The sequence below is a fragment of the Phenylobacterium sp. genome, from assembly GCF_030651185.1.
GTDB lineage: Bacteria > Pseudomonadota > Alphaproteobacteria > Caulobacterales > Caulobacteraceae > Phenylobacterium.
On the sequence record NZ_JAUSCJ010000022.1, the window covers coordinates 94,806 to 121,298 of the forward strand.

Consider the following 26,493-nt stretch of genomic DNA (forward strand, 5'->3'; position numbering starts at 1 on the left):
CCCCAACCCTCGCCGCGGCGGTTCGCCGCGGCGATCCGGTTGACCGTCAAGGTGATCTTTACCGACGCGGCCCATATTGGGGGAATTCCAGGAGTCTCTCGGTCTCGTGTTCAACGAAGAGAACAAGCTCATTCAGCGCATGGTCCCCATGCTGCAGAGGGTGCTGATCGTTGATCCGGCGCCGGCCAGCGCGCGGCTGCTGGCCGACTTGATGCGCAACATCTCCGCCGGCCAGCTCTGGAACGCCCCCAGCAACCGCAAGGGGCTGGAGGCCGCCGAGCAGGTCAATCCGCAGCTCTTGTTCGTGGAGTTGAGCGGCGACAATGTCGATGGCGTCGACTTCGCCCGTCGCGTTCGCCGTAGCGAGATGAACTGCCGGCAGGCGCCCATCGTCATGGTGACCGCCACGGCGACCGCCGCGGCCATCCTCGGAGCCCGCGACGCCGGCGTGCACGAGTTCCTGCGCAAACCCTACACGGCCAAGGACCTGCTGCGCCGTCTCGAGGCCGTCACCCTGCGGCCACGGGACTGGGTGGAGGCGGTGGACTATATCGGCCCCGACCGCCGGCGGTTCAATTCCGGCGACTATACCGGCAAGCTCAAGCGCCGCTCCGACGTCAAGACCACCCCGGACGCTGCGCGCATCACCCAGGCCCTGAAGATCCTGAAGTCCGCCGTCTCCGCCGTGGCCACAGACCCGAAGCAGGCCCTGCGCTCCATGCAGGCCCAAGGGGCGGACCTGCAGAAGGCCGCGGTGGCGGTGGGCGACCTGAAGCTGGTCACCACGGTGGCCGATTTCCAGCGCTACCTGGCCGGCGCCGCGGACCGTGGCGTGCTGATCCCGGAAGACGTGGTTCGCAACGCCGCGCCCTTGCTGGCCCTGCTGCCCTCCGAGGAACTCAGCCGCAAGCCCTCCGACCGCGCTGTTGTGTCTATCTAGGCGTCCGATCGCCTGGTCAGCCCGCGGGCGCCACATCCATGAAGATCGGGTTGGCGTAGAACCAGAGATCGTCCCAAGGATTTTCTCCGGCCGGATCTGGGGTCGGCTCGAGTTCACCGGTGCTGGCGCCGCGGACTCGCAGGTAGCTGTCGGCCTGCACGTTGCGCACGGTGTGGGTCATGGTCAGAATCTCGCCCTCCCGTGTCCAATCGGCCGATGTGAAGCGGCGCTCCACCCGGGCGCGGGGATTGTGGTCGGTGGCGCGATCGGCCGCGGGGCCGCTGACCTCGCTCCAGATCAGGTCCACGCGTGAGACGTCGGGGGTCCGGCCGCCGTGGTTGGCGCCGGCGGGATCGCGCAGCCGGATCGTGATCCGCACGTCCTGGCCGCGGGCCAGGCGCAGACGGCCGCCGATCTCCGCCGACGGCGCCGCGCGGCTCACCGCGCGCGCGGTGACATCCAGTTCGGAGATCAAGTCACCGGTGGCGACGAACACCCGCCCATTGCGCAGGCCGTCGAGGATGTCCTCGTGGGTCCGGCTGGCCCAGACATAGGTCTTGGCGTACTCGCCCGGCCAGAAGTCATTGCCGCCGTCGGTGTAGTGCCGGTGGGAATCGGAGGTGGAGGTCACCCACCAGCCGCGGCCCTCGGCCAGCATGGAATCCCAGAAGCCGCCGAGGCGGGCGGTCATCTGATCAAATCCGCCCAGGGTTGGGGCGTCGTCATAACCGCCGCGGTAGCCTTTGGGATCGAGTGAACCGTCGGGACGCAGGGCGCCGGCCTGATGTCCCGGAGACCCCTCCATGCCGATGGCGACCTTGGGGGCCAGGTCATTCCAGTCGCGGAACTCGCGCGGGACATAGTGGCCATAGACGCCCATGGCCGTGGCCGAGCGAGACGGGTGGTTGGCGATCACCACGGGCGGGCTCTCGACGGACTTCATGTGCTTGAGCGCGTCGAGCATCCTCGGCTCGGCGTCGCGGCTGGGATCCTGCGGGAAGGCGTCGCGCTTGGAGAACCGCTGCTCAATGTCGAAGAGCACGTCCCGCTCGTGATGGGTATGCGGAACGATGAGGCTGGAGTGGTCGCCACCGGGGGTGTCGAACTCCATGCCGTAGAACTGGATAAGGCCCGGAACTGCGGCGCGGGAGGCCACCAGTTCCGGATAGGCCTGGTCGCGGTTGATCTTCGAGTGGTTCGGGCCGCCGTGATCGGTGGAAACCATCCAGTCCAGCCCGTGCTTCAGCGCCATCTGGGCGTTGATGGGAATCGGGTAGCGCGCGTCGCCGGCGAGGATGGGGGTGGGCGGAACACTCGGATCGGCGCCGGGCGCGTATCGAACGCTGAACTGGCTGTGCACATGGTGGTCGCCGGCTTGCCAGGCGCGAGCCCCGCCCGCGGGAGGGGCGTCTTCATGAGCCAGGGCGGAGGTGGCCGCAAGCCAGGCGACGGCGGCAAGGCTGATGGTGAGGCGCGACATGGTGGGCTCCTGAGAAAACGAAAAGGGCGCCCTCCGTGAGGAGAGCGCCCGGTTCGCACGGTCTGCGGATCAGAAATTGTAGCGGATGCCCATGATGTAGCGGCGGCCGAAGGTTTCGTTCTCGATCGGGTTGCCGGGATCGTTCCCGTAGCGGGCGGCGGAGTCGTTGGTCAGGTTAACCGCGTCGAAGGTCCATTCGAGGTTCTCGTTGATCGCGTAGCGGATCGAAAGGTCGAGTTCCTCGTCGTCGTCCCAGTAGACATCGCCATTGGTCACCGGCACCACCGCGCCGTTCAGCACCTGATAGGCGCCCACCGACTGGCCCCAGGCGGTGCGGAACTGGTAGGCGAGCCGCGCCGAGAGACCATATTTCTCGTAATAGACAGAGGCGTTGTAGACGAGGTCTGAGGTTCCCAGCAGCGGCGCCTTGCGGGCCGGCACGGCGCCGTCCGCCGGGATGGTGGTCTCGGAGTCGTTGAGGGTGACGTTGGCCTGGACGCCGAAGCCCCCCAGCCAATCTGGCAGGCCCGCGCTCTCGACGAAGGTCTCGGCCGACTGGGAATACGCGACCTCGATCCCGCGCAGATAGCCGTCGCCGCCATTGCGCAGGGTGCTGAGCGTATAGCCCGAACGATCCACGCCGGGGGAGTTCAGGATGTCGCGGCCGAACACGCCCGACTGGGTGAAGAGAACCCCGGTCAGGTCCTTGTAGTAGGCGCCGATGGAGAAGAAGCCACGCGGCTGCAGATACCATTCCAGATAGGCGTCGAAGCCCACGGCCTTTTCCGGACCAGCGTCCGGGTTGCCGCCGGAGATGCTCTGGGTGGCGTCGGTGATGCTGAAGTTGGGCCGCAGCTCGTCATAGTCGGGCCGCGAGGCGCCGGTGGTGACGCCAAAGCGCACCTTGACGTTCTCCCGGACATCCCAGTTGAGGTGGGCGCTGGGGAAGACCAGGGTCTCTTCGTTCTCGGCGGTGACGATCTGCTGCACCCCGGCGATCGTCGCAAAGGCGCTGCCGGTGTTCTGCGTGCGCTCGACGCGGGCGCCGAAGACGATATTGCCCCAGCTCTGATCCAGGGTGCCCATGGCGTAGCCGGCCAGGATGGATTCCTGCACGCGGTAATAGTTGCCGCTGGTGTTCTGCTTGGTCAGGACGCCCGCGCGAAGCAGGACGCCGGCATAGTCATCAATCGCGCTCTTGGAGAAGTAGTTGAACGCGTAGCCCAGGTTGATGTCGCCCTGGAACGGCTTGGTGTTGCGGAACATGTCGAAGGTCAAGGGGCGGCCCGCGGCGGCGAGCTGGGCGGGGGTCGCGCCGTAGGTCACTTCCTCGGCCTTCTTGGTGCGCACCGAGTAGAAGCCGCCGACCTTGACCCGCAGAGGCGAGCCCAGGAATTCAAGGTCCCGGCCGGCGTCGAACTTGCCGGTATAGGCGAAGGTGGGGTCGCCCCGATCGGTGGTGGAGATCGCGGTCCCGGTTCCCACCAAGGGGAAGGCGTCGATGGAGAACACCTGTTCCCCACGCGAACGGACGTTCCCGGTCAGGATGGTGCGATAGAGCCGGACGGTGTGGTTGTCGTCGTCGGTGAAATCATACTCCACCGTGGGACGGTCGGTGACGGTGGTGGGGCTGGCGAAGTTGGTGCGCGCCGGGGCGTTCTGGCCGTCCTCGGTCTGGGTGTAGTTCAGGCGCCAGGAGAGGTCCCAGTCAGCCCACTTGTGTTCGCCGCCCAGGGTGTTGGTCCAGGTGTATTCCGAGGATTCCAGGGAGTTGAAGTTGGGGGTGATCTGGACGCCGTAGACCGTCCCCTTGTCGGGCGTGTTGCCGTTGCAGGTGTCGGCGAAGCCGCTGGTGGTCTGCGGCGCAGCGACGGCCGGGCAGGCGCCGGTCACCGTGGTGGCGCCGTTGTCGAAGCGGAAGATGTAGTTGCTGCGCAGTTCTTCGTCTTGATAGTCGGTGTAGATCGAGGAGGCGAAGACCTCGTTATTGTCGTCGAACTGGTACTCGATCTTGGCCGATCCGCCGATATTGCCGCGGGTCAGGCGATAGAGCTTGTTCTCGTATTCCCGCGCCCAGCGGCGGGTCTCGGCGCCGGGACGGCCGTCGCGGCCAGCGCCGGCGGTCTGCCAGGGATCGGTCTCGAAATTGTCGGTCACCATGTTGCGGTGATACTTCGAGGCCTGCAGCACGATGCCCAGGCGGTCGTCCATGAAGGTGTTGGAGAAGAATAGGCCGGCCTCGGCCTCCTCCCCGCCGCCCAACGCCACATAGCCCAGCGCGGCCTTGGCCGAGAAGTTCATCCCGGGCTTGTCGAAGGCGCTGCGGGTGATGATGTTGACGTTGCCGGCCACGGTGTCGCCGCTCATGTCGGGGGTCACCGCCTTGCTGACGATGACCTGGCTGGCGAGCGCCGAGGGGATGTTGTCGAAGCGCGAGGAGCGGCCCTCGGGGCTGACCACCGACAGGCCGTCGAAGGACAGGGTGGTCCAGTTGATCTTGGCGCCGCGCAGGTTGACGTAACGGGCCTGACCCTGGTCGCGCTCGACGGCGACGCCCGGCAGGCGGCCGATGGCGAAGGCGATGTTCTGGTCGGGCAGGCGTCCGACGGCGTCGGCGGCGAGCACGCTCACCAGGGAGGGCGACTCTTTCTGGATCTGCAGGGCCCGAATTTCGGACTCGGCGATCGGCCGACCGACGACGACCAATTCCTCAACATCGCCGGCGCCCGCCGCCGCGGACTCAGCCAAGGCTTGGCTCCCGGCCGACAACACCGCCAGGATGGACACGCCGAACATCAGAGCCGCACGCGACTCTCGCCTCATCGTTTTCATTGGAAGCCCCTCTTTGCTCAGGGGGCTCTATCCAGCGAGAACTTCAGTCCGGCGATGGTTATGCGTCGGCTTCGTGACTGGCGGCGGGTTTGTCTACGGTTGAGCTAATTGGCGCCCGGCCGCGGCATTTCAGCATCAGGTGAGCGCGATCGCCCAGGGTTGGAATGTGACGCCGCCCGCTCGGGAGGGCGTCACATTTGAGGTCCGGAGCCTGTGGTCAGGCGTTGACCAGGTTCCGCTCCTGCGCTGCGGTCCGCATCGACTTCTGCAGCTTTTCGAAGGCGCGGACCTCGATCTGGCGCACGCGCTCGCGGCTGACGCCGTATTCGGCGGCCAGCTCCTCCAAGGTCGACGGATCGTCCTTCAGCCGGCGCTCGGTCAGGATGTGACGCTCGCGGTCGGTGAGCTCGGTCATCGCTTCCTGCAGCAGGCCCATGCGCTGGGTCCGCTCCTGGTTCTCGGCGACCTGGGTCTCCTGGCTGACAGAGGTCTCGTCCTCCAGCCAGTCCTGCCACTCGCTCTCGCCGTCCACGCGCAGGGGCGCGTTCAACGAGGCGTCGGGGCCCGACAGCCGGCGGTTCATCGAGATGACTTCCTCGTTCAGCACCCCCAGCTTGGTGGCGATCTGCGCCACCTGGTCAGGGTGCAGGTCGCCGTCCTGGAAGGCGCTGATCTGGCTCTTGGCCTTGCGCAGGTTGAAGAACAGCTTCTTCTGCGCCGCCGTGGTGCCCATCTTCACGAGGCTCCAGGACCGCAGGATGTACTCCTGGATCGAGGCGCGGATCCACCACATGGCGTAGGTGGCCAGGCGGAACCCCTTGTCGGGCTCGAACTTCTTGACCGCCTGCATCAGGCCGACATTGCCCTCGGAGATCACTTCCCCGATCGGCAGGCCGTAGCCGCGATACCCCATGGCGATCTTGGCCACCAGGCGCAGATGGGAGGTCACCATGCGGTGGGCGGCCTCCGGGTCTTCATGTTCCTTCCAGCGCTTGGCCAGCATGAATTCCTCATCCTTGGCCAGCATCGGAAACTTCCGGATCTCGGTGAGATACCGGCTCAGGCCGCCATCGGGCGACATCACGGACAGCGCGTTCGTGGCCATGGATCTTAATCCCCTATTTCCCGGACATGGGTCGCCGCGCCTGGTTCGCGCGCGTCCGTCCGCCCCCTCAACCAACTAGATAGGTATCGGGTTTCAACTGCGGAAGGGCGTTGGGAGGAACGACCTATAAGTCCGACTGCTCAACTCAGGTATTCCTATTCCCGCGCCGTGGCGTCATCAAGGCGCCTGGTCCGCAAGCTTTCTCACAGGGCTGAGAGCAAAGCTTCCAGCTGCGCCATGTCCGGGGGCAGGGGGCTCTCAAACCGCAGGGTTTTCCCGGTCACCGGATGGACGAAGCCCAGCACCGCCGCATGCAGCGCCTGGCGCGCCAGGCCCGCCTGGGCCATGGCCTCGCGCACGGCGGGGGTTGGCGGCCCCGAGCCATAGACCGGGTCGCCCAGGCAGGGACTGCCCTTGGACGCCAGGTGCACGCGGATCTGATGGGTGCGGCCGGTCTCCAGGGTGCATTCCAGGCGCGCGGCCTGGGGCTTCTTCTGCTGGCCGAACACCGTCCGCGTCGAATAGTGGGTGATGGCCTCCCGGCCGCCGGACTTCAGCACCGCCATCTTCTTGCGGTCGGTTGAGGAGCGGCCGATCTGGGTGATGATGGTGGCCTTGGCCGGCGACGGCGCGCCGCGCACCAGGGCCACATAGACCCGGTCGATGTCGTGGGCGGCGAACAGGGCCGAGAGCCCCTGGTGGGCGGGGTCGCTCTTGGCCACCACCACGATACCCGAGGTCTCCTTGTCGATCCGGTGGACGATGCCTGGCCGCGCCACCCCGCCGATGCCGGACAGGGAACTGCCGCAGTGGTGGAGCAGGGCGTTGACCAGGGTGCCGCTGGGGGTTCCCGGCGCCGGGTGCACGGCCATGCCGGGGGGCTTGTCCACCACGATCAGGTGGGCGTCCTCGTAGAGCACGGTCAGGGGGATGGCTTCGGCCTGAGGTTCCGCGGCCTCCGGCGGCGGGATCAGCAGCTCGTAGTCGCCGGCCTGGGCCTTGGCCGAGGTGTCGGTGAGGACCTTGCCCTCGCGGCTGACCATGCCGGCCGCCATCAGGGCCTGTATGCGAGCCCGCGACAGGGCCGGCAGGTGCTCGGCCAGGGTCTTGTCCAGCCGCCCGCCGGCGTCCTCGACCGCCAGGGTCAGGGCCAGAACCTCCCCGGGGGGGGCGTCGTCGTCGTCGGGGATGATCACGCCGCCGCGCCTCCAGGGGCTAAAGTGCGCTCTTCTCGCTCGACTCTTCTTCGTGACCGGTGATCGACCCCTCGGTGAACAGGAATTCCTTGAGCTGCTCGTGGAACTGCTGGTCGTTGCGGCGGATCCACTCCAGGGCCATCGAGGCGTGCTCGATTTCCTCGTGCGCGTTGTGCAGCAGGATGGCCTTCAGCTCGGGGTCGTCGCAGTCGTCGGCGCGCTGCCGGTACCAGTCCACCGCCTCCAGCTCCTCGATGAGCGAGGTGATGGCGTAGTGCATGTTCAGGGTCTTCTTGGACAACTTCTCGCGCGGGACGTGAAGGCCTTCGCTGGACATCTCATGCTCCTGTCGTAACTCCCTGCTCTATGGCATGGGCGATGAAGAACGTGCGAGCGAGGAAATGGCTGTAGAGATCAATCGGCGCGCGGCGCTGGCCTTCCTGGGTCTGGGGGCGGCGGCTCCCGCCTTCGCCCAGACGCCGACCCGATATGGGGGCGTGGTGGTCTTCAAGCATGGCGTCGCCTCGGGCGACCCCCTGGCTGATCGCGTCATCCTCTGGACCCGCATCACTCCGGCCGAGGCGACCACGGGCGAGATCGCCTATCGCTGGCGGATCACACCGACCGGCAAGGCGAACCTCCTTCGGCGGGTGAAGACCCTCTCCGGCGAGGGGATCACCAGCGCCGCCCGCGATTTCACCGTGAAGGTTGATGTCGCCGGCCTTAAGCCGGGGACGGAGTACAGCTACGAATTTGAGGCCAATGGCGTGGTGTCCCGCAACGGCTGGGTCCGCACCCTGCCGGTGGGCAAGACCGCCGACGTGGTGCTGGCCGTGGCCTCCTGCTCCCTGCATCCCAACGGCTATTTCCACGCCTACAGCGCCATCTCGGCCCTGCCGCGGGTCGATGCGGTGTTGCACCTGGGCGACTACATCTACGAGTACGGCGGCCCAGGCTCCTACGGCATGGACAGCAAGGTCGCCTGGCATCGGGCCCATGAGCCCAACCACGAGATCGTGACCCTGGCCGACTACCGGACCCGCCACGCTCAGTACAAGTCCGACGTTCAGCTACAGGCCGCTCACGCCCGCGCCGCCTGGATCGTGGTCTGGGACGACCACGAGACCGCCAACAACAGCTTCCTGTCCGGCGCTGAGAACCACACCCCCATCGACGAGGGGCCTTGGAACGAGCGCAAGGCCGCGGCCATCAAGGCCTATTTCGAGTGGATGCCGATACGAGAGCCGGAGGGCGGCGGGTTCGCCATCAACCGCACGTTCCATTTCGGCGACGTGATGAGCCTGATGATGCTGGAGACGCGGCTGACCGCCCGCGACCAGCAACTCAGCTATGACCGCGACCTTAACGGCATGGACGGCAAGCCCGACCTGCCGACCTTCCGCAAGAAGCTGGCGGACCCGTATCGCAGGATGATGGGCGAGGCGCAGGAAGCATGGCTTGCGTCCGAACTCAGGGCCTCGGTCGCCGCGGGCCGCACCTGGCAGGTGCTGGGCAACGAGGTGGTGATGGCCCGGCTCAACATTCCCAGCCCGCGCAAGGAGATGGGCGAGGCCGCCTATGCAAAGGCCCTTGCCGCCTCGCCGGACGCCGCGCGGAAGCGCGTCGCGCGCCTGGACGAATTCGGCAGGCTCGGCCTGCCCTATGGCCTGGACATGTGGGACGGCTACCCGGCCGACCGGGAGCGGGTCTATGCCGGGATCAAAGCGGCGGGCGCCCGGGCCATCGTGCTGTCGGGTGACAGCCACGCCTTCTGGGTCAATGAGCTGTTGGACGACCAAGGCGCCCGGGCGGCGGTGGAGTTCGGGACCACGGGGATCACCAGTCCCGGCGGCGGCGACGCGCTGAAGGCCTTCCCGATCGGCGACCTGTTCGCCAGCGCCAACAAGGAGGTGCTGTTCAGCGATCAGGCAGCCAAGGGTTTCATCCTGCTGACTCTGACGCCGACGCAGGCCCGGGCCGACTTGGTGGCGGTCTCCAACATCACCCAGCCGACCTTCGAGACCCGGGTGGTGAAAACCTACCGGGTGACGCCGGAGGCCGGGGGCGTGTCAGCGCCGGTCGAAGGCCAGGCGTAGACCGAAGGCGACGAGGACGCCGCCGGTCACCCGGTCCAACCAGCGAACCACGGCGGCGCGCTTCAAGACCTTGGCGATCGGTTGGGTCGCGGCGATCAGCAGGCCCAGCCACACCACGCCCAGCAGGACGTGGATGGTGGTCAGCAGCAGCATGAAGGGCGCGGCGGGGACCCCGGCCGGCAGGAACTGCGGCAGGAACGAAACGTAGAAGACCCCCATCTTCGGGTTCAGCATGTTGGACAGGAAGCCCCGTCGCATCCACGCAAGGTCGGAGCCCTCCAGGACCGGCGCGTCGGCCATCTCGAAATTGTCGCGGGGCCGCAGGATCAGGCCGATCCCCAGCCAGACCAGATAGGCCGCGCCGGCCCATTTGAGGAGGGTGAAGGCCACCACTGAGGCCTGCAGCACGGCGCCCAGGCCCACGGCGACGAGCCCGCCCCAGGCGAAGCAGCCGGCGAGAATTCCCACCATGGCCAGGGCGGCGCGCTTGGGCCCCTCCACCGCGGCGGTGCGCAGGATCAGCGCTGTATCCAGGCCCGGCGTCAGGGTCAGCAATCCAGCCGCCACTGTGAAGGCCAGCAGCGCCTGGAGGACCGTCACGGCAGCCGTTCCTTCAACTTGCCGTTCTCCACCACCCGGTAGAAGCAGGTTCGGAAGCCGGTATGGCAGGCGCCGCCGTCGCCCTCGGGCGTCACCTTCAGCAGGATGGCGTCCTGGTCGCAGTCGATGCGCACTTCTTCCACCAGCTGGATCTGGCCGCTGGTGGCGCCCTTGTGCCAGAGCTCGTTGCGCGAGCGGCTGAAGTAATAGACCTCACCGGTGGCGAGCGTCCGCTCCAAGGCCTCGGCGTTCATGTACCCCAGCATCAGCACCTCGCCGGTCTCGGCATGGGTGGCGATGGCCGGGATCAGGCCGGCTGAGTCGAACCGCGGGGCGAGCAGGTCACCGCGTTCGAGGATTTCCTTGGTGGTGGCGGTGGGGAAACTAGGTTTAGCCATAGGGGCATATGGCGCCGATCAGGTGCGTCGCGCTAGCGTCACCGCATGAGTCTCAGGGACTGGATCAAGGGCCGGGTGGCCGCGATGGACCTGGCCGTCCGTCCCTGGGCGGGCCGCTCGCGGCTCAACGCCTTCGCCTACGAGTTCCTGCTGTTCGGGCTGAAGCAGGCCTGGGCATGCCTCTACGGCGGGGCGATGGTCGCCCTGCTGATCGGCAACCATCTCTGGTGGCCGGCCGACGCGGCCCTGACCCGCTACGACTTCCTGGTGATCGCCGCGCTCGGCCTGCAGGTCGTCCTGCTGGCGACGAAGCTGGAGCGCTGGGACGAGGCTGTTGTGATCGCGGTCTTCCACGTGGTCGGCACGATCATGGAGATCTTCAAGACCAGCCACGGATCGTGGATTTATCCTGAGCCGTCCCTCCTGCGGATCGCTGGTGTGCCGCTGTTCTCGGGCTTCATGTACGCGGCCATCGGCAGCTATATCGCCCGCGCCTGGCGGCTGTTCGACATCCGCTTCAGCAACTACCCGCCGCTGTGGGGCCCGTGGCTGCTGGCGATCCTCAGCTACGCCAACTTCTTCACCCACCACTATACGGTCGACATCCGCTGGGGCCTGTTCGTCCTGTCGGTGGTGCTGTTCGGAGGGCGGAGCTTCCAGTTCACCGCCTATCTGAAGCCCCGGTCGATGCCGATGCTGATGGGCTTCTTCCTGGTGGCGATCTTCATCTGGTTCGCCGAGAACATCGGCACCTTCACGGCGACCTGGACCTATCCCCAGCAGGCCGCGGAATGGCGCCCCGTCGGCCTGGCCAAGCTGGGGTCGTGGTACCTGCTGATGATGCTGAGCTTTGTGTTGGTCACCCTCGTCCACCGGCCGCGGCCGGTGGAGAGCGATGAGCCTCGGACGTCCCTGCTGGACGCCTGACGTCCTAGCGGTTGACGAAGTCCAGGAACCGCTGACGCAGGGTGGCGTCGGTCTTGAAGACGCCCGTGAACTGGGTGGTGATGGTGGTGACGTGGCGGTGGTGAACGCCGCGGGTGGTCATGCACTGGTGGGCGGCGTCGATCAGGACGGCGACGCCGGCTGGGCGCAGGCTGTCGGTGATGGCGTCGGCGATCTGCTGGGTCATGGTCTCCTGGGTCTGGAGGCGGCGGGCGAAGATCTCGACCACCTTGGCCAGCTTGGAGATGCCGACCACGCGGTTCGTCGGCATGTAGGCCACGTAGGCCTTGCCCAGGAACGGCGCCATGTGGTGCTCGCAGTGGCTCTCCACCTCGATCTCGCGCAGCATGACGATGTCGTCATAGCCCTGCACGTCCTCGAAGGTGCGCGAGAGTTCCTTGGCCGGATCGAGGCTGTAGCCTTCAAACCATTCGCCATAGGCGTCGACCACCCGCTTGGGAGTGTCGATCACGCCTTCACGCCGCGGATCGTCACCGGCCCACGCGATCAGCGTGCGCACAGCTTCCATCGCCTCTTCGCGCGTCGGGCGCTTCACGGCTTCAAGATCAACGCCGGATGTGCCGACGAGGGTTCGGTCGCGAGTACCAGCGTCCATGTGAGATCGGTTCTTTCCAGGGCTGAGTTGCGCCGGGACGAAGGTCCCGGAGATTACGCGTGGCCACCCTTAATACGTAAGGCGAAGCTTTCCGGATGCGAGACCCGTGGCTTCCCTGACGCCCCGTCTGTATATGGGGCGCAAGCCTTTCCCGGCAACTGTTACGCAGCGTCAGACCCTATGACTTTGAATCTCTACGACACCATGGCCCGCGCAAAACGGCCCTTCGTCCCCCACGATCCGAAGCGGGTGACGATGTATGTGTGCGGTCCGACGGTCTATAATTACGCCCACATCGGCAACGCCCGGCCCGTCGTGGCCTTCGATGTCCTGTTCCGTCTGCTGCGTCACACCTACGGCGCGGACGCGGTGATCTATGCGGCCAACGTCACCGACGTGGACGACAAGATCAACAAGAAGGCCGCCGAGGAAGGGGTCGATATCTCGGTCATCACAGACCGCTATCTCGACATCTACAACGCCGACATGTCGGTGCTGGGGGCCCTGCGGCCCACCCACCAGCCGCGCGCCACCCAGACCATGGACGCGATCATCGCCATGATCGGCAGGTTGATGAACAACAAGGCGGCCTACGCCGCCGAGGGCCATGTGCTCTTCAACACCCAGTCCTATGCCGATTACGGAAAGCTCTCGGGCCACCCGATGGAGGACATGATCGCCGGCGCCCGGGTCGACGTGGCGCCCTACAAGCAACACCCCGCCGACTTCGTGCTGTGGAAGCCGTCCAAGGAGAACGAGCCGGTCTGGGAAAGTCCCTGGGGTCCCGGCCGTCCCGGCTGGCACATCGAGTGCTCGGCCATGATCGAGCAGAGCCTGGGCCTGCCCATCGACATCCATGGCGGCGGCATCGACCTGTTGTTCCCGCACCATGAGAACGAGATGGCCCAGGGTCTCTGCGCTGGCCATGATCACGGCGGCGCCGCCGAGTACGCCCGCTACTGGATGCACAACGGCTTCCTGAACATGGGCGCCGAGAAGATGTCCAAGAGCGTCGGAAATGTCGCCCTGGTGCACCAGCTCATCGAGCAGGCGCCGGGCGAGGCCCTGCGCTGGGCCCTGCTGGTGGGCCAGTATCGTGCGCCGCTGGACTGGACCGACGACCTGATCGAGCAGTCGAAGAAGGCGCTCGATCGGCTGTACGGCGCCCTGCGCCGGTCCAGCGAGGTGAAGGCGCAGGCCACAGGCCCCTCGGTGGCCTTCCTGGAAGCGCTTGAGGACGATCTCAACACTCCGGCCGCCATGGCCGAGCTGTTCGCCATGGCCACGGCCCTGGAGACCGCCCGCGGCGAGGACCGCGCCTATGCCAAGGGCGAGCTGCTGGCCTCGGCCAACCTGATGGGCTTCCTGTTCGCCGACCCGGAGTACTGGTTCCAGGCGGGCGTCAGCGATGAGCTGCGCGAAAAGGTCGACGGCCTGATCGCCGACCGGGTGGCCGCGCGCGCCGCCAAGGACTGGGCCGCCGCCGACCGCATCCGGGGCGAGCTCACGGCGTTGAACATCGAAGTGATGGACAATCCGACCGGTGCGACCTGGCGGATCAAGGAGCAAGCCTGATGCCTTCGATCACCGCTCCAAAGGTCTTCACCCCCGGCGCGGGGCTGACCTTCAAGAAGTCCGGCGGCGGCCAGGGGCCCGGCGGCGAGAAGATTGAGCACCGGATCGGGGTCCAGGCCCCGGCCCGGGTGGTCTGGGAAGTCCTGGCCGACCTGGACGCCTGGTCGGAGTGGAATCCGCTCTACACCAAGGTCCAGGGTCAGCTCGCCATCGGCGGGACGCTGGTCCTGACCCTGCAGCTTCCCGACGAGTCGCCCGAGACCATCCGCCCCGTGGTCACCGACTGGACACCGGACTCCCTGCTGCACTGGAAGCTGACCCTGGCCGGCGGCCTGGTGCGCAGCGTGCGCTACCTGGAGATCGACGAACTGGCCGAGGCCAGCTGCATCTTCGCCAATGGCGAGATCATGGGCGGACTGCTGGGCCGCTATGTCGCCAAGCGCATGGGACGCAAGATGTACCGCGGCTTCGAGGCCATGGGCGAGGCCCTCAAGGTCCGCGCCGAGGCCAGGTGGCGTGTCCAGGGCGGAAACCCTACATCCGCCTCATGATTGACGACCTCTATTCCAGCAAGCTGCTGAAGCTGGCGGCCAACCTGCCGCACGCCGGGCGGCTGCCGGAGCCGGAAGGCTCCTCGGAGAAGGTTTCCAAGCTCTGCGGCAGCCGGGTGACCATCGACGTGATCATGGATGGCGACCGGGTGGGGCAGTTCGCGCAGGACGTGAAGGCCTGCGCGCTGGGCCAGGCCTCGGCCGCGGTGCTGGGTGCCCACGTGCTCGGAGCCACGCTGGCGGAGATCGAGATGGCCCGTGACCAGTTCCGTGCTATGTTGAAGGACGGCGCAACTGCGCCTGTTGGACGTTTTTCGGACCTAGAAATGCTCGCGCCCGTGAAGGATTACCCGGCCCGCCACACCTCGACGCTCCTGGCGTTCGAGGCCGCGACCGACGCTGTCCGCCAGGCGAGCACCCGAACTAGCCGCGCCGGCATAGCTTGATCGCCACCAACCGTCGGCGTAATCGCTGCGGTTGATTTGCAAGGCGTCTGCGTCCCGGCATGACCTTTTATGAAACCTGCGTCAGAGGTGGGCTCCGCGCCTACAAGCTGACGCTTTCGCCTTTGATCGGGCGCCAATGCCGGTTTCTTCCGACCTGTTCGGAATATGCGGCGGAGGCCTTGATCGGGCATGGCCCCTGGCGCGGCTCCTGGCTCGCGGTCCGGCGGTTGTGCCGCTGTCATCCTCTGGGCGGTTCGGGCTATGACCCGCCGCCCCCGCCGCGCGGGAAGCCCGAGGGCTCCGCCCGGAAATGGACGTGTGAAACATGATCGACCTGATTTTCCCCGACGGCTCCCAGCGCCAGTACGAAGACGGCGCCACGGGCCGTTCCGTCGCCGCCTCCATCGCCAAATCCCTGGAGAAGCGCGCCGTCCTCATCAAGCTGGACGGCAAGCTCTATGACCTCGACCGCGCCCTGCCGTCCGGCGGCGTGTTCGAGATTCTCACGCGCGACGCGCCGGAGGCCCTCGACACCATCCGCCACGACGCCAGCCATGTGATGGCCGAGGCGGTGCAGGAGCTGTTCCCCGGCACGCAGGTGACCATCGGCCCGGCCATCGAGGACGGCTTCTATTACGACTTCGCCCGCGACACGCCCTTCAGCACGGACGACCTGGCGACGATCGAAAAGCGCATGAAGGAGATCGTCGACCGCGACGAGCCGATCACGCGTGAGGTCTGGAACCGCGACGAGGCCATCGAGCATTTCAAGTCGATCGGTGAGGCCTACAAGGCCGAGATCATCTCCGACCTCCCCGAGAGCGAGGAGATCACGGTCTATCGCCAGGGCGCCTGGAAGGACCTGTGCCTGGGTCCGCACCTGCCCTCCACGAAGCATGTCGGCAAGGCCTTCAAGCTGACCAAGGTGGCCGGCGCCTACTGGCGCGGCGACCACCGCAACGCCCAGCTGCAGCGCATCTACGGCACGGCCTGGGCCAGCGAGGCCGACCTCGAGGCCTATCTCCTGCGCCTGGAGGAGGCCGAGAAGCGCGACCACCGCAAGATCGGTCGCGCCATGGACCTCTTCCACATGCAGGAAGAGGGCAGGGGCATGGTGTTCTGGCACGAGAAGGGCCTGACGCTGTGGCGCACGGTGGAGGCCTATGTCCGCCGTCGCCTGGAAGCCGCCGGCTACCAGGAGGTCCGAACGCCCCAGGTGCTGGACCGGGTGTTCTGGGAGAAGTCCGGCCACTGGGAGAAGTACCGTCCCAACATGTTCGTCTGCGAGACGGAGGAGGGCGAAGAACTTTCTCTGAAGCCGATGAACTGCCCGGGCCACGTGCAGATCTTCAAGTTCGGCCAGAAGTCCTATCGCGACCTGCCCTTGCGCATGGCCGAGTTCGGCGCCTGCCACCGCTATGAGCCCTCAGGCTCCCTGCACGGCCTGATGCGGGTGCGCGCCTTTACCCAGGACGACGCCCACATCTTCTGCCGCGAGGACCAGATCGAGGAGGAGACGGCGAACTTCATCGAGCTGGCCAGTTCGATCCATGCCGACTTCGGCCTGACGCGCGACCACATCACGCTGGCCACGCGGCCCGAGGTGCGGGCCGGCAGCGACGAGTTCTGGGACAAGGCCGAGGCCCAGATGCTTTCGGCGGCCCGCAAGGCCGGTGTCGAGCCGGTGATCGCGGAGGGCGACGGCGCCTTCTATGCGCCCAAGCTCGACTTCGTGCTGAAGGACGCCATCGGCCGCACGTGGGTCTGCGGCACGATCCAGCTGGACTACGTCCTGCCCGAGCGTCTCGACGCCGAGTATGTGGCCGAGGATGGCTCCAAGCAGCGGCCGGTCATGCTGCACCGGGCCATCTGCGGCTCGCTGGAGCGCTTCATCGGGGTGCTGATCGAGAACTACGCCGGGGCCTTCCCGCTGTGGCTGGCGCCGACGCAGGTGGTGGTCGCCACAATTACGTCCGACGCCAATGATTATGCCCTTCAGGTCGCTCAAGAATTGCGCGCCGCGGGTCTGCGGGTTGAAACCGATCTTCGCAATGAGAAGATCAACTACAAGATTCGCGAACACAGTCTCGGCAAGACCCCGGTGATCGCCGTGGTCGGCCGGCGGGAAGCCGAGGAGGGCAAGGTGGCGTTGCGGCGGTTTGGATCGGACGGGCAGGAAATCCTTTCGCTCGCTCAAGCCGCGAAGACTCTTGCCTTGGAAGCCTTAGCGCCCGATGTTGCCCGCTCCACCACGGGGGCGGCGTCCGTTTCCCCTCGTGAACCGGTCGGGGCCAGGGAGGCTGGATGAACGGCATCGCCGCACCGATCGTCGCTTACGAATCCGCGCCAACGCCTGAATTCGTAAGGCCGCGCCGCAAGGTGTCGGTGGTGATGGTTGTGTTCATGACCGGTGCGGCGCTTGAAGAAAGTGTCGCCTGCGTGCTGGCCGATCCCGCGGTCGATGAGTTCGTCATCGTCGACAACGGCTCGACTCGCATGGAGGCGGCGCGCCTCACCGGGGTCGCCGACCGCGACCGCCGGGTGGTGTTGATCAACGGCCAGGGCAATGTCGGTTTCGCGCGTGGCGCGAATCTCGGCGCCAAGGCCGCCAGCGGCGACGTCATCGTCTTCCTCAATCCCGACGCCTTCCTACAGCCGGGCTGCGTCACCGAGCTGGTGCGGGCTATCGAGGGCCGCCCGGTGCCCTGCATCGTCGGCGGCCGGGTGCTGAACACCGACCGCACCGAACAGCGCGGCGCGCGCCGTGGCGATATCACGCCGATCAGCGCCCTGATGAGCCTCAGCCACCTGGCCAAGCACGTGCCGGCCTGGAGTCGCTACGAGGTGCATTGGGAGAACGACGCCGCGCCCGAGGGCGTGGCCGCCATCCCCACCATCTCCGGCGCCTGCTTCGCCATGCGCCGCGCGGACTTCGACGCCGTCCAGGGCTTCGATGAAGGCTATTTCCTGCACGTCGAGGACGTGGACCTGTGCTGGCGGGTGCGCCGCGCCGGGGGGATCGTGCTGTTCCAGCCCAAGGCCGAGGTGGTCCACCTGGGCCACACCAGCCACGCGAGCCCCATCAAGGTGGAGTTCCACAAGGGCGTCGGCCTGGCGCGCTATTTCCGCAAGCGGGCGGGGAATATCTCCGAGACCCTGCTGGCCTGGCTGCTCTCGCCGATCATCGTCTGCACCGCCGTCGCGCGCCCCATGATGTGGCGCTTTCGAGGACGCACCACCTAGATCGCGCCTAGGCCGGGAACAGCCCCGCCCGCGCCACCGACGAGGTCGGCGGCTTTCCGAGCAGTTCTGACACCCATTTCGCCGTACTGATCAGGCCGGGCAGGTCATAGCCGGTCTCGAACCCGGCCCGCTCCAGCATGTAGACCAGATCCTCGGTGCCGATGTTGCCTGTGGCGTCGGGCGCGAAGGGGCAGCCTCCCAGCCCGCCGCAGCTGGCGTCCAGGATGTCGACGCCGGCCTCCACGCCGGCATAGGCGTTGGCCAGGCCGGTGTTGCGCGTGTCGTGGAAGTGCAGGCGCAGTTTCTTGGTCCCGATCACCGCCTTCACCGCCTCGACCCGGGCGCGCACAGTCCAGGGATCGGCGACGCCGATGGTGTCGGCGAGCGCGATTTCCGCGATGTTCAGGCTGGCGGCTTCCCGCGCCAGGGCCACCACCAGGTCTTGCGACACCTCGCCGTCGAAGGGGCAGCCAAAGGCCACGGAGAAGGTCGCGCTGATGGGCGGTCCACCCTCGGCGTCGCGGCGCGCGGCGATGGCGGCCAAGGCCGCCATCTGCTCCGCCGTGCTGGCGCCTTGGTTGCGGATGCCGAAGCCGTCGGTGGCGCAGACCACCACATTGGCCTCGTCACAGTTGGCGGCCACGGCCCGCTCCCAGCCCTTCATATTCAGCACCAGGCCGATGCGCGAGCGTCCGGTCGTGGTGGGCAGGTCGGCCATAACCTCCTCGGCGCCAGCCATCTGCGGCACGCGCTTGGGATTGACGAAGGAGACCGTCTCCATTCGCCGGGCGCCGGCGGCCTCCAGCCTGCCGATGAAGGCCAGCTTCTGATCGACATCCAGCAGGGCTTTTTCGTTCTGCAGCCCGTCGCGGGGCCCGACCTCGACGATCTCGATGAAGCGGCTCATGGCGCGGGCTCCGGAAGCTGCGGTGGTGGGGCGTAGATGCGCAGGGTGGTCTCGTCGCCGTTGGAATAGTCGAGGCCCTTGATCTCGCCGATCTGCCGGGGCTTCAGGCCGCGCGCCTTGATGGCGGCGTCGAAGGCCTGCTGCTCGCGGCTTTCCACCACGGCGGGTCGATTGTCGGCCAGGGCCTCGGCGGCCTGGTCGGGGCCGCCCAGGTCCGTGGGGGTGCCGAGCGCGAAGACCAGGCTGGGCTCGGCATAGCCCGCCACGGCCACGGGGGCGGGGGCGATCCCCTGGCGGGGTAGCAGGCGGGCCCGGGCCAGGGCGTGCTCCGTGCGCTGCGAGAGCCACAGCGGCTCCAGCCGCGGCGCCAGGCCGGCGGCCAGGGCCGTATGGCCCAGGATTCCCAGGGCGCCCGCCGTGACCAGCGCCGTCACGGCGCGGCGCTTCATCAACAAATAGGCGCCTGTGAAGCCCGTCGCCGCGATCAGCCCCCCCGCCACCAGGGCGGCGGGAATATCGGAGGTGTCGCCGTACTCACGCAGGAGGTAGCCGACGCCGGCCGTCAGCAGCGCCGCCACCAGGGCCGAGAGCGCGGCGCCGATCCAGCGCACCCTCGCTCCCAAGGGCTCGCTGAGGGCCGCCGCCACCAGCCAAGCCAGGGCGCCGTAGGTGGGCAGGGTATAGTGGACCAGCTTGGTGGGGGTCAGTTCGAAGACCAGGAAGGCTGGAACCAGCCAGGCCAGGGCGAATCGCACCCCCGGCTCGGCGCGATGCCGCCAGCCATAGGTGAGCGCCGCCGGCAGCAGCAAGGTGGCCGGGAAGAACAGCAGCAGGGTGGCGAGGGTATGGTAGCCGGGCGGCGCGCCATGGCTTTCCTGGCCGCCGGCCAGCTTCGGCGCCAGGTCCCCCACCAGGGCTGCGCTCCAGAACCCGCCGTCGGTGGCCACGGTCACGGCCCAGGCCCAGGGCCCGATGACCGCGGCGAACAGGATCAGACCCCAGCTCCAGCCCAGGCTCTTCAGCCAGGGCGCCTTGCGGTCCCAGACCCAGAGCGCGATGGCGGTGAGCGCCACCACCATCAGTCCCACCGGACCCTTGACCAGCACCGCGGCCGAGAGGCCCGTCCAGAACAGCAGCCGGGTCAGCCGCCCGGCTGGGGCGCCGTTCAGACTGCCCGCATAGATTCGGGCCAGCGCCGCGACCGCCAGGGTCGTTGTGCCGCACAGCACCGCGTCGGTCTTGGCGATGAACGCCTCCGACGACAGCAGGAAGGTCGAGGCCAGCGTCGCGCCGGCCAGCAAGCCGGTAGGCCCGCCGAAGAACACCGCGGCGCCCCAGGCGCAGGCCGCCGCCGCCAGCATGGCGCCCAACAATGATGGGATGCGATAGGCCCAGATGTCCCGGGCTTCGGCTTCGGACAGCAGGGCCACCGATCCGGCCTGCAGCCAGTAGATGCCCACCGGCTTCTTGAAGCGGGGCTCGTTCTGGAAGCGGATGACCACGAAATCGCCTGTCTCCAGCATCTGGGCTGTCGCTTGGGCGAAGCGTGATTCGTCGCGATCCAGCGGCGGCACGGCGAAAACGCCGGGCAGGCCCGCCAGGAAGGCGATCAGGGCGGCCAGGGCTGGCCCACGCCAACCTCGGCTCCAACGTTCGATGATGCCGTCCAGAGTCATGACGGCTTGATAGCACGATCCTTCCAGGCGCCGACTTTTCCGGTAAGGAGAGACCATGGCCAGACCCGCAGCCTCAGCGCCCGACATCTCCGTGGTGGTTCCCGTCTTCGACGAAGAGGGCGCCGCGCCCGATCTGGCGCGGGAAATCGCCGCCGCGTTTGCGGGGCGACGTTACGAGATGGTCTTCGTCGATGACCGTTCGCGGGACGGGACCGTCGCGGCGCTGACGGCGCTGAAGGGCGACATCCCGCAACTTCGCATCCTGACCCACAGGTCCAATTCCGGCCAGAGCCGCGCCATCCGCACCGGTATCCTGGCGGCGCGCGGCGACATCATCGTCACCCTGGACGGCGACGGACAGAACGACCCCGCCGACGGCCCCAAGCTGGTGGACGCGCTTCTGGCGGGACCCGCGAACCTCGCTCTTGTGGGCGGCGAACGGGTCAAACGCCAGGACAGTCAGGCCAAGAAGATCGCGTCAAAGTTCGGTAACGGCGTGCGCAAACGCATGCTGAAGGACACCGCCAACGACACCGGCTGCGGCCTGAAGGCCTTCCGCCGCGAGGCCTTTCTGAGGCTTCCCTACTTCGATCACATCCACCGCTACATCCCCGCCCTGATGATCCGCGAGGGCTATCAGGTGGACTTCGCGCCGGTGAACCACCGCCATCGCCAGACCGGCGCATCGAAGTACACCAACTTCGGCCGCCTCATGGCCTCGGTCTCCGACCTGCTGGGGGTGATGTGGCTGCAGACGCGGTCACGCAATCCCGGCGGAGCCGACGAAGTCTAGCCGCCCCTGCTCGGTGAACCGTCTTTGCGCTCCGGCCCAAAACGGTTAACCCTTGCGCGTCGCCGGAGCTGCCGGCCGCGTTAGGGGGCTTTCGCGATGTTCGCCGCGTTTCCGCTGCTGGTCCTGCCGGTGCTGGTCTACAATCTGATCGCGCTGACCCTGACGGGAGGCTTCTCCGCCTTCGACGCCTCGACGCGGATGAGTGAGGAGCTCTTCGTCATCCAGATGACCTCGCGGGCCGCCTGGCCGGTCAGTCTGGGGGACCTGCTGCTGGCCGCCGCCCTGGTGGTGCTGTTCATTGAGCTGCTGAAATCGACCACCAGCCGGCGGATCGCCATCGTCAATCACTCGCTGTCGATGATCCTGTTCATCGTCTGCCTGGTGGAGTTCCTGCTGGCGCCGGCCTTTGCGACCTCCACCTTCTTCCTGCTGACGATCATGGTGCTGCTCGACGTGCTCGCCGGCTTCATCGTCACCATCGTCTCGGCGCGCCGAGACGTGGACTTCAGCCCCGACGGGGTCTGAAGGCGGCCTCCGCTAGGTGAGCGCCGTGAAGATCAGGGCCACAACAGCGACGTCGAACATGCGGATGAAAGCGAACATGGGGCGCCCCGTTGGGATGGTCTCCGGGGACTTCAAGCAAGACCGGCGCCAGAGCCGGCGTGGCTGATGGCGCTTTTCTTCGACACCGCCTGGTTTGACGCCCAACTGGCCGAACGCGGCCTCTCACGGCGCGTGATGGCCGCCGCCGCCGGCATGGGCGAGGCCGACCTCACACTGGTGTTCAAGGATCAGCGGGAGTTGTCCGCGGCGGAGGTCGCCGCCTTTGCGGAGCTGCTGGGCGTGGCCCCGACGGAGATCGCCCTGCATGCCGGCGTCTCCACACCGCTATCCGGCGCCGGTCCGGAAGCGCGCATCGCAGGCCTGGAACGGCGGGTGGCGGCGCTGGAGGCGGAGCTTGCCCGCCTGAGGCGCTAGATTTCGGTCTTGCCGATAGAGCCCTTCCGGGCGCGGCGGTCAGCCTTGCCGGACCATTCGGTTGCCCCATAGACACTTCTTGCCGCCCCGAGCGTCTCGGGTCCGCCGCGCAGGCCGCGCTTCTGGCCGTCCTGTCCCATCAGCTGGGCGCTGAACATGCTGGCGCCGTCCGCCGAATGGTCGGGAGTTGGCCGCACGGGCTCGCCCGTGACGATGGCGGGGACGCTGCGGTCCTCGGTGTCGTGCGGGTCTTCACGTTCGTTCACCCGGGCCCGGTGGGTCCGGCGCGCCTGGGCGGCTCTGCGAAGAGGGTCGATGGGCGAGGTCATGAGGTGTGATCCTGACTCCCCCTTCGTTAAAAAACTGAGGCGCTAGGTTTTCGAGATCAGTTTCTCGATCTGCGCCTGCATCTCCTCCATCCGCTGCTTCATCTCGTCCAGGGCCGGATCGGCCGCCGGAACGGGCGCGGGGTCCGGCGCCCGCGGCGCCGGGGTCGTCTCCTCGGTGCGGGCGTAGGCGAAGGGCGAGAACATCTTCATGGCCCGGTCGAACATGGCCAGGTTCTGACGGATCTGGTCGTCATAGACGCCGATGCCGGCGCCTTGGCCAAGGGTCGAGAACTGGGAGCGCATGCGCTCCTGCTGCTCGGCGAAGGTCGACAGCGAAAGCTCCAGATACGAGGGCAGGAAGGCCTGCATGGAGTTGCCGTAGAACCCGATCAGCTGCCGCAGGAACTGGATGGGCAGCAGGTTCTGGCCCTCGCGCCCTTCTTCCTCGACGATGATCTGGGTCAGCACCGAGCGGGTGATGTCCTCGTTGGACTTGGCGTCATAGACCACGAAGTGGACGCCCTGCTTGACCATGTCCGAGAGGTGTTCGAGCGTCACATAGGAACTCGACGCGGTGTTGTAGAGCCGCCGGTTGGCGTACTTCTTGATGACCACCCGGTCTTCGTTGGACTTGCCGCTTTTACCCTGAGCGTCCGCCATCCCAAATCCTTCTTTGAACCCGCCCCCCGCGGCGCGCCCCTATCTTGCGGCGCAGTATCGCGGATGCGAGGGCGTTCGCAAAGCGCGCTCCGGTCGCAGGCAGACGATTTCACCCCCTTGCTCATTCTCCAGCGGTTCTCGATAGATAGACGCTCAAGCGCTTGAAGGAGCCTGCCATGTCCGATGTCGTCATCGTCTCGGCCGCCCGCACCCCGGTCGGATCGTTCAATGGGGCGCTCTCCGCCCTTCCGGCGCATGAACTGGGCAAGATCGCCATCCAGGCCGCCATCGAGCGCGCGGGTATCACCGCCGCCGACGTGGAGGAGGTGATCATGGGCCAGGTGCTGCAGGCCGGCGCCGGGCAAGGCCCCGCCCGCCAGGCCTCCATCAACGCCGGCATCCCGATGGAAAGCCCGGCCTGGAGCCTCAACCAGCTGTGCGGTTCGGGCCTGCGCGCCGTGGCGCTGGGCGCCCAGCAGATCGCCGACGGCTCGGCCGGCATCGTCATCGCCGGCGGCCAGGAAAGCATGAGCCAGTCGCCCCACGCCTCGCAGCTGCGGACCGGCACCAAGATGGGCGACACCACCTTCGTCGACACCATGGTCAAGGATGGCCTGCTGGACGCCTTCCACGGCTACCACATGGGTCAGACCGCCGAGAACATCGCGTCGCGCTGGCAGATCACCCGGGGCGAGCAGGACGAATTCGCCGTCGCCAGCCAGAACAAGGCCGAGGCCGCCCAGAAGGCCGGCAAGTTCGTCGGCGAGATCGCGCCGGTCACCATCAAGGGCCGCAAGGGCGACACCATCGTCGACCAGGACGAATACATCCGCCACGGCGCGACGCTGGAAAGCGTCGCGGGCCTGCGCCCGGCCTTCAACAAGGAAGGCTCGGTCACCGCCGCCAACGCCTCGGGCCTCAATGACGGCGCCGCGGCCCTGGTGCTGATGAGCGCCGAGGAAGCCAAGAAGCGGGGCCTGAAGCCGCTGGCCCGCATCGCCTCCTGGGCCTCGGCGGGCGTCGACCCTGAGATCATGGGCACCGGCCCCATCCCCGCCAGCCGCAAGGCCCTGGAAAAGGCAGGCTGGTCCGTCAGCGACCTCGACCTCATCGAGTCCAACGAGGCCTTCGCCGCCCAGTCGATCTGCGTGGTGCGTGACCTGGGGCTCGACCCGGCCAAGGTGAACGTCAACGGCGGCGCCATCGCCATCGGCCACCCCATCGGCGCCTCGGGCGCCCGCATCCTGACCACCCTGCTGCACGAGATGAAGCGTTCCGGCGCCAAGAAGGGCCTGGCGACGCTGTGCGTCGGCGGCGGGATGGGCGTGGCCATGTGCGTCGAGCAAGTCTAGCGGCTATCGCCGAGCGCCGGATCAACCGCGCGCCGGCCATTTTGAGCTTTAGGGAGATATGGGAATGGCGAGAGTCGCATTCGTCACGGGCGGGACCCGGGGCATCGGCCGGGCGATCTGTGAACGCCTGAAGGCCGACGGGATGAGTGTGGCCGCCGGCTACTCCGGGAACGAGGACGCCGCCGCCGCCTGCGCCAAGGAGCTCGGCGTCATGGTGGTGAAGGGCAATGTCGGGAATTTCGAGGACTGCGAGCGGGCGGTGAACGTCGTGATGGCCGAGCTCGGTCCCATCGACGTGCTGGTCAACAACGCCGGCATCACCCGCGACGGTGTGTTCCACAAGATGAAGCCCGAGCAGTGGTCGGAGGTCATCCGGGTCAATATGGACAGCGTCTTCAACATGACCCGCCACGTGATCGAGGGCATGCGCGAGCGGGAGTGGGGCCGGATCATCAACATCTCGTCGATCAACGGCCAGAAGGGCCAGATGGGCCAGACCAACTATTCGGCCGCCAAGGCCGGGGTGATCGGCTTCACCAAGGCCCTGGCCCTGGAGAACGCCCGCAAGGGGGTGACGGTCAACTGCATCGCGCCCGGCTATATCGACACCGAGATGGTGCAGGCCGTGCCGGAGAACGTGCTGGCCTCGATCATCAGCCAGATCCCCGTGGGCCGGCTGGGCAAGGGCGAGGAGATCGCCGACATGGTGGCCTTCCTCGCGGGCGAGCACGCCGGCTACGTCACCGGCTCGACCCTGTCGTTGAACGGCGGCCAGTACATGGCGGGGTAGGGCGTTTCAGCCACACCTTACAGATCAAGGCGTTCGGAGCTTGGCCCTAGGCCTATTGGCGTCCAAAAAGCGCCCCAGTCGTCGAGCATCACACCCCCCTGATGAGAAGCGAAACCCCGGCGCCTGCCCGCAAGCTCGCCTTCGCCATGGCCCTGGCCGTGACGGGGCTGGTGGCTGAGCCGGCCTGGGCGGGACCGGACAATCTGCGGGAGAGCCTGTTTGGCCAGCCCCCGGCGGCGGGGCGCAACGCGTCGCCCCCCGTGGCCCGCTATGTCAGCCAGGAAGGCGACGTCTTCGTCCTCGACCGCAGCCAGAACCGACCGCTGCTGAAGTTCCAGGACAGCCCCGAGGTCTGGGCCCTGAGGCCCCAGCCCGCGCCGCGCGGCGACATCATCTACAAGAACGACCTGGGCGAGCCGGTGCTGCGCGCCACCCGCCTGGGCGGACTGACTCTGTTCACCGAGGACCGGCCCGGCGGCACGGCGGCGGCCCTGGCCGGGGGCGGTCCCGCCCTGCGGCTGCCGACGTTGGGCCCCCAGCAGCTGCTGGAGCGCCTGGCCCAGGCCAGCGCCCGGGCGACGCGGGCGGCGCGGCGGCTGATCCCCTTCGAGGCCGACGCCTCGCCCTCCTCCTCGGCCCTGGTGGCCGACGCGGCCCTGGTGACCTCCGAGGCGGTGATCCGGATGTCCAAGCGGCCCAATGGCCCGGCGATGATCGCCCGGTTCCGCAAGGTCTCGCTGGTGGAGGGCCACAAGCCCGGCGCCAGCGTCCAGCAGGGGGTCATGAAGATCACCATCACCCCCAACGACGGGCTGGCCGGCCGGCCCTCCTCCGACAGGATCATGGCGGCGGCCGGCGGCCGCTGACATGTTGGTCGCCGTGGAGGGAGGAGAACGCCCTCAACAGGCCGCCTCGCCCCAACGAACCCCTATCTCATAAGGCCCACGGGCGGCCGACATCGGCCGACGGGTGACCGTCGAGGTCC

General features: G+C 67.4%; 27 protein-coding genes. 15 read left to right on the plus strand and 12 right to left on the minus strand.

All coding sequences use genetic code 11. From position 1 onward, the window contains the following. Positions 1-106 precede the first annotated feature (106 nt). Positions 107-940 carry a two-component system response regulator gene (locus tag Q7J39_RS09465; protein ID WP_304823408.1) on the plus strand — a complete coding sequence of 278 codons (834 nt, stop codon included), beginning with the start codon at positions 107-109 and terminating at the stop codon, positions 938-940. Between the two features lie 16 nt (positions 941-956). On the opposite strand, the gene Q7J39_RS09470 is transcribed toward Q7J39_RS09465, so the two are convergent. The 5 genes from Q7J39_RS09470 to Q7J39_RS09490 form a co-directional block, all read right to left on the minus strand. Further along, positions 957-2,420 carry a phosphoesterase gene (locus Q7J39_RS09470; protein ID WP_304823411.1) on the minus strand — a complete coding sequence of 488 codons (1,464 nt, stop codon included), beginning with the start codon at positions 2,418-2,420 and terminating at the stop codon, positions 957-959. Positions 2,421-2,489: 69 nt separating this feature from the next. Then, positions 2,490-5,168, minus strand: a complete 2,679-nt coding sequence (locus tag Q7J39_RS09475) for a TonB-dependent receptor (RefSeq protein WP_304823414.1) — start codon at positions 5,166-5,168, stop codon at positions 2,490-2,492. A gap of 301 nt (positions 5,169-5,469) precedes the next feature. Beyond that, complete coding sequence (gene rpoH, locus Q7J39_RS09480) at positions 5,470-6,357, minus strand: RNA polymerase sigma factor RpoH (RefSeq protein WP_304823417.1); 888 nt, start codon at positions 6,355-6,357, stop codon at positions 5,470-5,472. A 203-nt stretch (positions 6,358-6,560) separates the two neighbouring features. Continuing rightward, complete coding sequence (locus Q7J39_RS09485; protein WP_370690048.1) at positions 6,561-7,550, minus strand: RluA family pseudouridine synthase; 990 nt, start codon at positions 7,548-7,550, stop codon at positions 6,561-6,563. Positions 7,551-7,572: 22 nt separating this feature from the next. After that, entirely contained in the window at positions 7,573-7,890 is a 318-nt protein-coding gene (locus Q7J39_RS09490) for a ferritin (RefSeq protein WP_304823420.1), read from the minus strand. A 64-nt stretch (positions 7,891-7,954) separates the two neighbouring features. Between Q7J39_RS09490 and Q7J39_RS09495 the strand changes: the two genes are divergently transcribed. Beyond that, entirely contained in the window at positions 7,955-9,649 is a 1,695-nt protein-coding gene (locus tag Q7J39_RS09495) for an alkaline phosphatase (RefSeq protein WP_304823424.1), read from the plus strand. Here the strand turns inward: Q7J39_RS09495 and Q7J39_RS09500 are convergent. Both Q7J39_RS09500 and hisI read right to left on the minus strand, forming a co-directional pair. After that, complete coding sequence (locus Q7J39_RS09500; protein ID WP_304823427.1) at positions 9,623-10,249, minus strand: LysE family translocator; 627 nt, start codon at positions 10,247-10,249, stop codon at positions 9,623-9,625. The genes Q7J39_RS09495 and Q7J39_RS09500 overlap by 27 nt on opposite strands. Then, complete coding sequence (gene hisI, locus Q7J39_RS09505; protein WP_304823430.1) at positions 10,246-10,647, minus strand: phosphoribosyl-AMP cyclohydrolase; 402 nt, start codon at positions 10,645-10,647, stop codon at positions 10,246-10,248. The genes Q7J39_RS09500 and hisI overlap by 4 nt, the downstream gene beginning before the upstream one ends. Before the next feature lie 45 nt (positions 10,648-10,692). On the opposite strand from hisI, the gene Q7J39_RS09510 reads away from it, so the two are divergent. Then, the gene (locus Q7J39_RS09510; protein ID WP_304823433.1) at positions 10,693-11,574 is read left to right on the plus strand and encodes a DUF817 domain-containing protein; all 882 of its coding nucleotides are present in this window, start codon (positions 10,693-10,695) and stop codon (positions 11,572-11,574) included. Positions 11,575-11,578: 4 nt separating this feature from the next. Here the strand turns inward: Q7J39_RS09510 and folE are convergent, their stop codons facing one another. Beyond that, positions 11,579-12,208: a GTP cyclohydrolase I FolE gene (folE, locus tag Q7J39_RS09515; protein WP_304823436.1), complete on the minus strand. Its 630-nt coding sequence runs from the start codon at positions 12,206-12,208 to the stop codon at positions 11,579-11,581. Between the two features lie 180 nt (positions 12,209-12,388). On the opposite strand from folE, the gene cysS reads away from it, so the two are divergent. From cysS to Q7J39_RS09545, 6 genes are read left to right on the plus strand one after another with little or no spacing between them, the layout of a single operon-like run. After that, the gene (gene cysS / locus Q7J39_RS09520) at positions 12,389-13,783 is read left to right on the plus strand and encodes a cysteine--tRNA ligase (RefSeq protein WP_304823439.1); all 1,395 of its coding nucleotides are present in this window, start codon (positions 12,389-12,391) and stop codon (positions 13,781-13,783) included. Continuing rightward, positions 13,783-14,334: an SRPBCC domain-containing protein gene (locus Q7J39_RS09525; RefSeq protein ID WP_304823442.1), complete on the plus strand. Its 552-nt coding sequence runs from the start codon at positions 13,783-13,785 to the stop codon at positions 14,332-14,334. The genes cysS and Q7J39_RS09525 overlap by 1 nt, the downstream gene beginning before the upstream one ends. Next, a complete protein-coding gene (locus Q7J39_RS09530; RefSeq protein ID WP_304823444.1) occupies positions 14,331-14,780 on the plus strand; it encodes an iron-sulfur cluster assembly scaffold protein in 450 nt (149 codons plus the stop codon). Before Q7J39_RS09525 ends, Q7J39_RS09530 begins: the two co-directional genes overlap by 4 nt. A gap of 59 nt (positions 14,781-14,839) precedes the next feature. Next, the gene (yidD, locus tag Q7J39_RS09535; protein WP_304823447.1) at positions 14,840-15,109 is read left to right on the plus strand and encodes a membrane protein insertion efficiency factor YidD; all 270 of its coding nucleotides are present in this window, start codon (positions 14,840-14,842) and stop codon (positions 15,107-15,109) included. Continuing rightward, positions 15,106-17,088: a threonine--tRNA ligase gene (thrS, locus tag Q7J39_RS09540; protein ID WP_304823450.1), complete on the plus strand. Its 1,983-nt coding sequence runs from the start codon at positions 15,106-15,108 to the stop codon at positions 17,086-17,088. Before yidD ends, thrS begins: the two co-directional genes overlap by 4 nt. Next, positions 17,085-18,023: a glycosyltransferase family 2 protein gene (locus Q7J39_RS09545; protein WP_304823453.1), complete on the plus strand. Its 939-nt coding sequence runs from the start codon at positions 17,085-17,087 to the stop codon at positions 18,021-18,023. Before thrS ends, Q7J39_RS09545 begins: the two co-directional genes overlap by 4 nt. A gap of 7 nt (positions 18,024-18,030) precedes the next feature. Here the strand turns inward: Q7J39_RS09545 and Q7J39_RS09550 are convergent, their stop codons facing one another. Both Q7J39_RS09550 and Q7J39_RS09555 read right to left on the minus strand, forming a co-directional pair. Next, positions 18,031-18,930, minus strand: a complete 900-nt coding sequence (locus tag Q7J39_RS09550) for a hydroxymethylglutaryl-CoA lyase (RefSeq protein ID WP_304823456.1) — start codon at positions 18,928-18,930, stop codon at positions 18,031-18,033. Continuing rightward, positions 18,927-20,606, minus strand: a complete 1,680-nt coding sequence (locus tag Q7J39_RS09555) for a glycosyltransferase family 39 protein (protein ID WP_304823460.1) — start codon at positions 20,604-20,606, stop codon at positions 18,927-18,929. The genes Q7J39_RS09550 and Q7J39_RS09555 overlap by 4 nt, the downstream gene beginning before the upstream one ends. A gap of 55 nt (positions 20,607-20,661) precedes the next feature. Between Q7J39_RS09555 and Q7J39_RS09560 the strand changes: the two genes are divergently transcribed. From Q7J39_RS09560 to Q7J39_RS09570, 3 genes are all read left to right on the plus strand, one after another. Beyond that, positions 20,662-21,399 (plus strand): glycosyltransferase family 2 protein, encoded by a 738-nt coding sequence (locus tag Q7J39_RS09560; protein ID WP_304823463.1) that lies wholly within the window; start codon positions 20,662-20,664, stop codon positions 21,397-21,399. Between the two features lie 96 nt (positions 21,400-21,495). Then, positions 21,496-21,924, plus strand: a complete 429-nt coding sequence (locus Q7J39_RS09565; protein WP_304823466.1) for a hypothetical protein — start codon at positions 21,496-21,498, stop codon at positions 21,922-21,924. A gap of 144 nt (positions 21,925-22,068) precedes the next feature. Further along, entirely contained in the window at positions 22,069-22,377 is a 309-nt protein-coding gene (locus tag Q7J39_RS09570) for a helix-turn-helix domain-containing protein (protein WP_304823469.1), read from the plus strand. Here the strand turns inward: Q7J39_RS09570 and Q7J39_RS09575 are convergent. Both Q7J39_RS09575 and phaR read right to left on the minus strand, forming a co-directional pair. Further along, positions 22,374-22,706 (minus strand): hypothetical protein, encoded by a 333-nt coding sequence (locus tag Q7J39_RS09575; RefSeq protein ID WP_304823472.1) that lies wholly within the window; start codon positions 22,704-22,706, stop codon positions 22,374-22,376. The genes Q7J39_RS09570 and Q7J39_RS09575 overlap by 4 nt on opposite strands. 42 nt (positions 22,707-22,748) lie before the next feature. Further along, positions 22,749-23,366, minus strand: coding sequence for a polyhydroxyalkanoate synthesis repressor PhaR (gene phaR / locus Q7J39_RS09580; protein ID WP_304823475.1), 618 nt, complete (start codon positions 23,364-23,366; stop codon positions 22,749-22,751). A 176-nt stretch (positions 23,367-23,542) separates the two neighbouring features. Here phaR and Q7J39_RS09585 point away from each other — a divergent pair, with 176 nt between their 5' ends. The 3 genes from Q7J39_RS09585 (at position 23,543) to Q7J39_RS09595 (ending at position 26,374) form a co-directional block, all read left to right on the plus strand. Next, complete coding sequence (locus tag Q7J39_RS09585; protein ID WP_304823478.1) at positions 23,543-24,718, plus strand: acetyl-CoA C-acetyltransferase; 1,176 nt, start codon at positions 23,543-23,545, stop codon at positions 24,716-24,718. A gap of 64 nt (positions 24,719-24,782) precedes the next feature. After that, positions 24,783-25,508 carry a beta-ketoacyl-ACP reductase gene (locus Q7J39_RS09590; protein ID WP_304823481.1) on the plus strand — a complete coding sequence of 242 codons (726 nt, stop codon included), beginning with the start codon at positions 24,783-24,785 and terminating at the stop codon, positions 25,506-25,508. A 101-nt stretch (positions 25,509-25,609) separates the two neighbouring features. Then, on the plus strand, positions 25,610-26,374 hold the full coding sequence (locus Q7J39_RS09595; RefSeq protein ID WP_304823484.1) for a DUF4908 domain-containing protein: 765 nt from the start codon (positions 25,610-25,612) through the stop codon (positions 26,372-26,374). The last annotated feature ends 119 nt before the right edge of the window (positions 26,375-26,493 follow it).

Bases quoted from the DNA above. Each gene is read 5' to 3' on its own strand.
- Q7J39_RS09545 (WP_304823453.1), top strand. From the start codon at position 17,085: ATGAACGGCATCGCCGCACCGATCGTCGCTTACGAATCCGCGCCAACG.
- Q7J39_RS09555 (WP_304823460.1), bottom strand. From the start codon at position 20,606: ATGACTCTGGACGGCATCATCGAACGTTGGAGCCGAGGTTGGCGTGGG.
- Q7J39_RS09575 (WP_304823472.1), bottom strand. From the start codon at position 22,706: ATGACCTCGCCCATCGACCCTCTTCGCAGAGCCGCCCAGGCGCGCCGG.
- cysS (WP_304823439.1), top strand. From the start codon at position 12,389: ATGACTTTGAATCTCTACGACACCATGGCCCGCGCAAAACGGCCCTTC.
- Q7J39_RS09590 (WP_304823481.1), top strand. From the start codon at position 24,783: ATGGCGAGAGTCGCATTCGTCACGGGCGGGACCCGGGGCATCGGCCGG.
- folE (WP_304823436.1), bottom strand. From the start codon at position 12,208: ATGGACGCTGGTACTCGCGACCGAACCCTCGTCGGCACATCCGGCGTT.
- Q7J39_RS09530 (WP_304823444.1), top strand. From the start codon at position 14,331: ATGATTGACGACCTCTATTCCAGCAAGCTGCTGAAGCTGGCGGCCAAC.
- thrS (WP_304823450.1), top strand. From the start codon at position 15,106: ATGATCGACCTGATTTTCCCCGACGGCTCCCAGCGCCAGTACGAAGAC.
- Q7J39_RS09585 (WP_304823478.1), top strand. From the start codon at position 23,543: ATGTCCGATGTCGTCATCGTCTCGGCCGCCCGCACCCCGGTCGGATCG.
- Q7J39_RS09550 (WP_304823456.1), bottom strand. From the start codon at position 18,930: ATGAGCCGCTTCATCGAGATCGTCGAGGTCGGGCCCCGCGACGGGCTG.
- Q7J39_RS09510 (WP_304823433.1), top strand. From the start codon at position 10,693: ATGAGTCTCAGGGACTGGATCAAGGGCCGGGTGGCCGCGATGGACCTG.
- Q7J39_RS09570 (WP_304823469.1), top strand. From the start codon at position 22,069: ATGGCGCTTTTCTTCGACACCGCCTGGTTTGACGCCCAACTGGCCGAA.
- Q7J39_RS09560 (WP_304823463.1), top strand. From the start codon at position 20,662: ATGGCCAGACCCGCAGCCTCAGCGCCCGACATCTCCGTGGTGGTTCCC.
- rpoH (WP_304823417.1), bottom strand. From the start codon at position 6,357: ATGGCCACGAACGCGCTGTCCGTGATGTCGCCCGATGGCGGCCTGAGC.
- Q7J39_RS09565 (WP_304823466.1), top strand. From the start codon at position 21,496: ATGTTCGCCGCGTTTCCGCTGCTGGTCCTGCCGGTGCTGGTCTACAAT.
- hisI (WP_304823430.1), bottom strand. From the start codon at position 10,647: ATGGCTAAACCTAGTTTCCCCACCGCCACCACCAAGGAAATCCTCGAA.
- yidD (WP_304823447.1), top strand. From the start codon at position 14,840: ATGACCTTTTATGAAACCTGCGTCAGAGGTGGGCTCCGCGCCTACAAG.
- Q7J39_RS09490 (WP_304823420.1), bottom strand. From the start codon at position 7,890: ATGTCCAGCGAAGGCCTTCACGTCCCGCGCGAGAAGTTGTCCAAGAAG.
- Q7J39_RS09595 (WP_304823484.1), top strand. From the start codon at position 25,610: ATGAGAAGCGAAACCCCGGCGCCTGCCCGCAAGCTCGCCTTCGCCATG.
- Q7J39_RS09470 (WP_304823411.1), bottom strand. From the start codon at position 2,420: ATGTCGCGCCTCACCATCAGCCTTGCCGCCGTCGCCTGGCTTGCGGCC.
- Q7J39_RS09495 (WP_304823424.1), top strand. From the start codon at position 7,955: ATGGCTGTAGAGATCAATCGGCGCGCGGCGCTGGCCTTCCTGGGTCTG.
- phaR (WP_304823475.1), bottom strand. From the start codon at position 23,366: ATGGCGGACGCTCAGGGTAAAAGCGGCAAGTCCAACGAAGACCGGGTG.
- Q7J39_RS09525 (WP_304823442.1), top strand. From the start codon at position 13,783: ATGCCTTCGATCACCGCTCCAAAGGTCTTCACCCCCGGCGCGGGGCTG.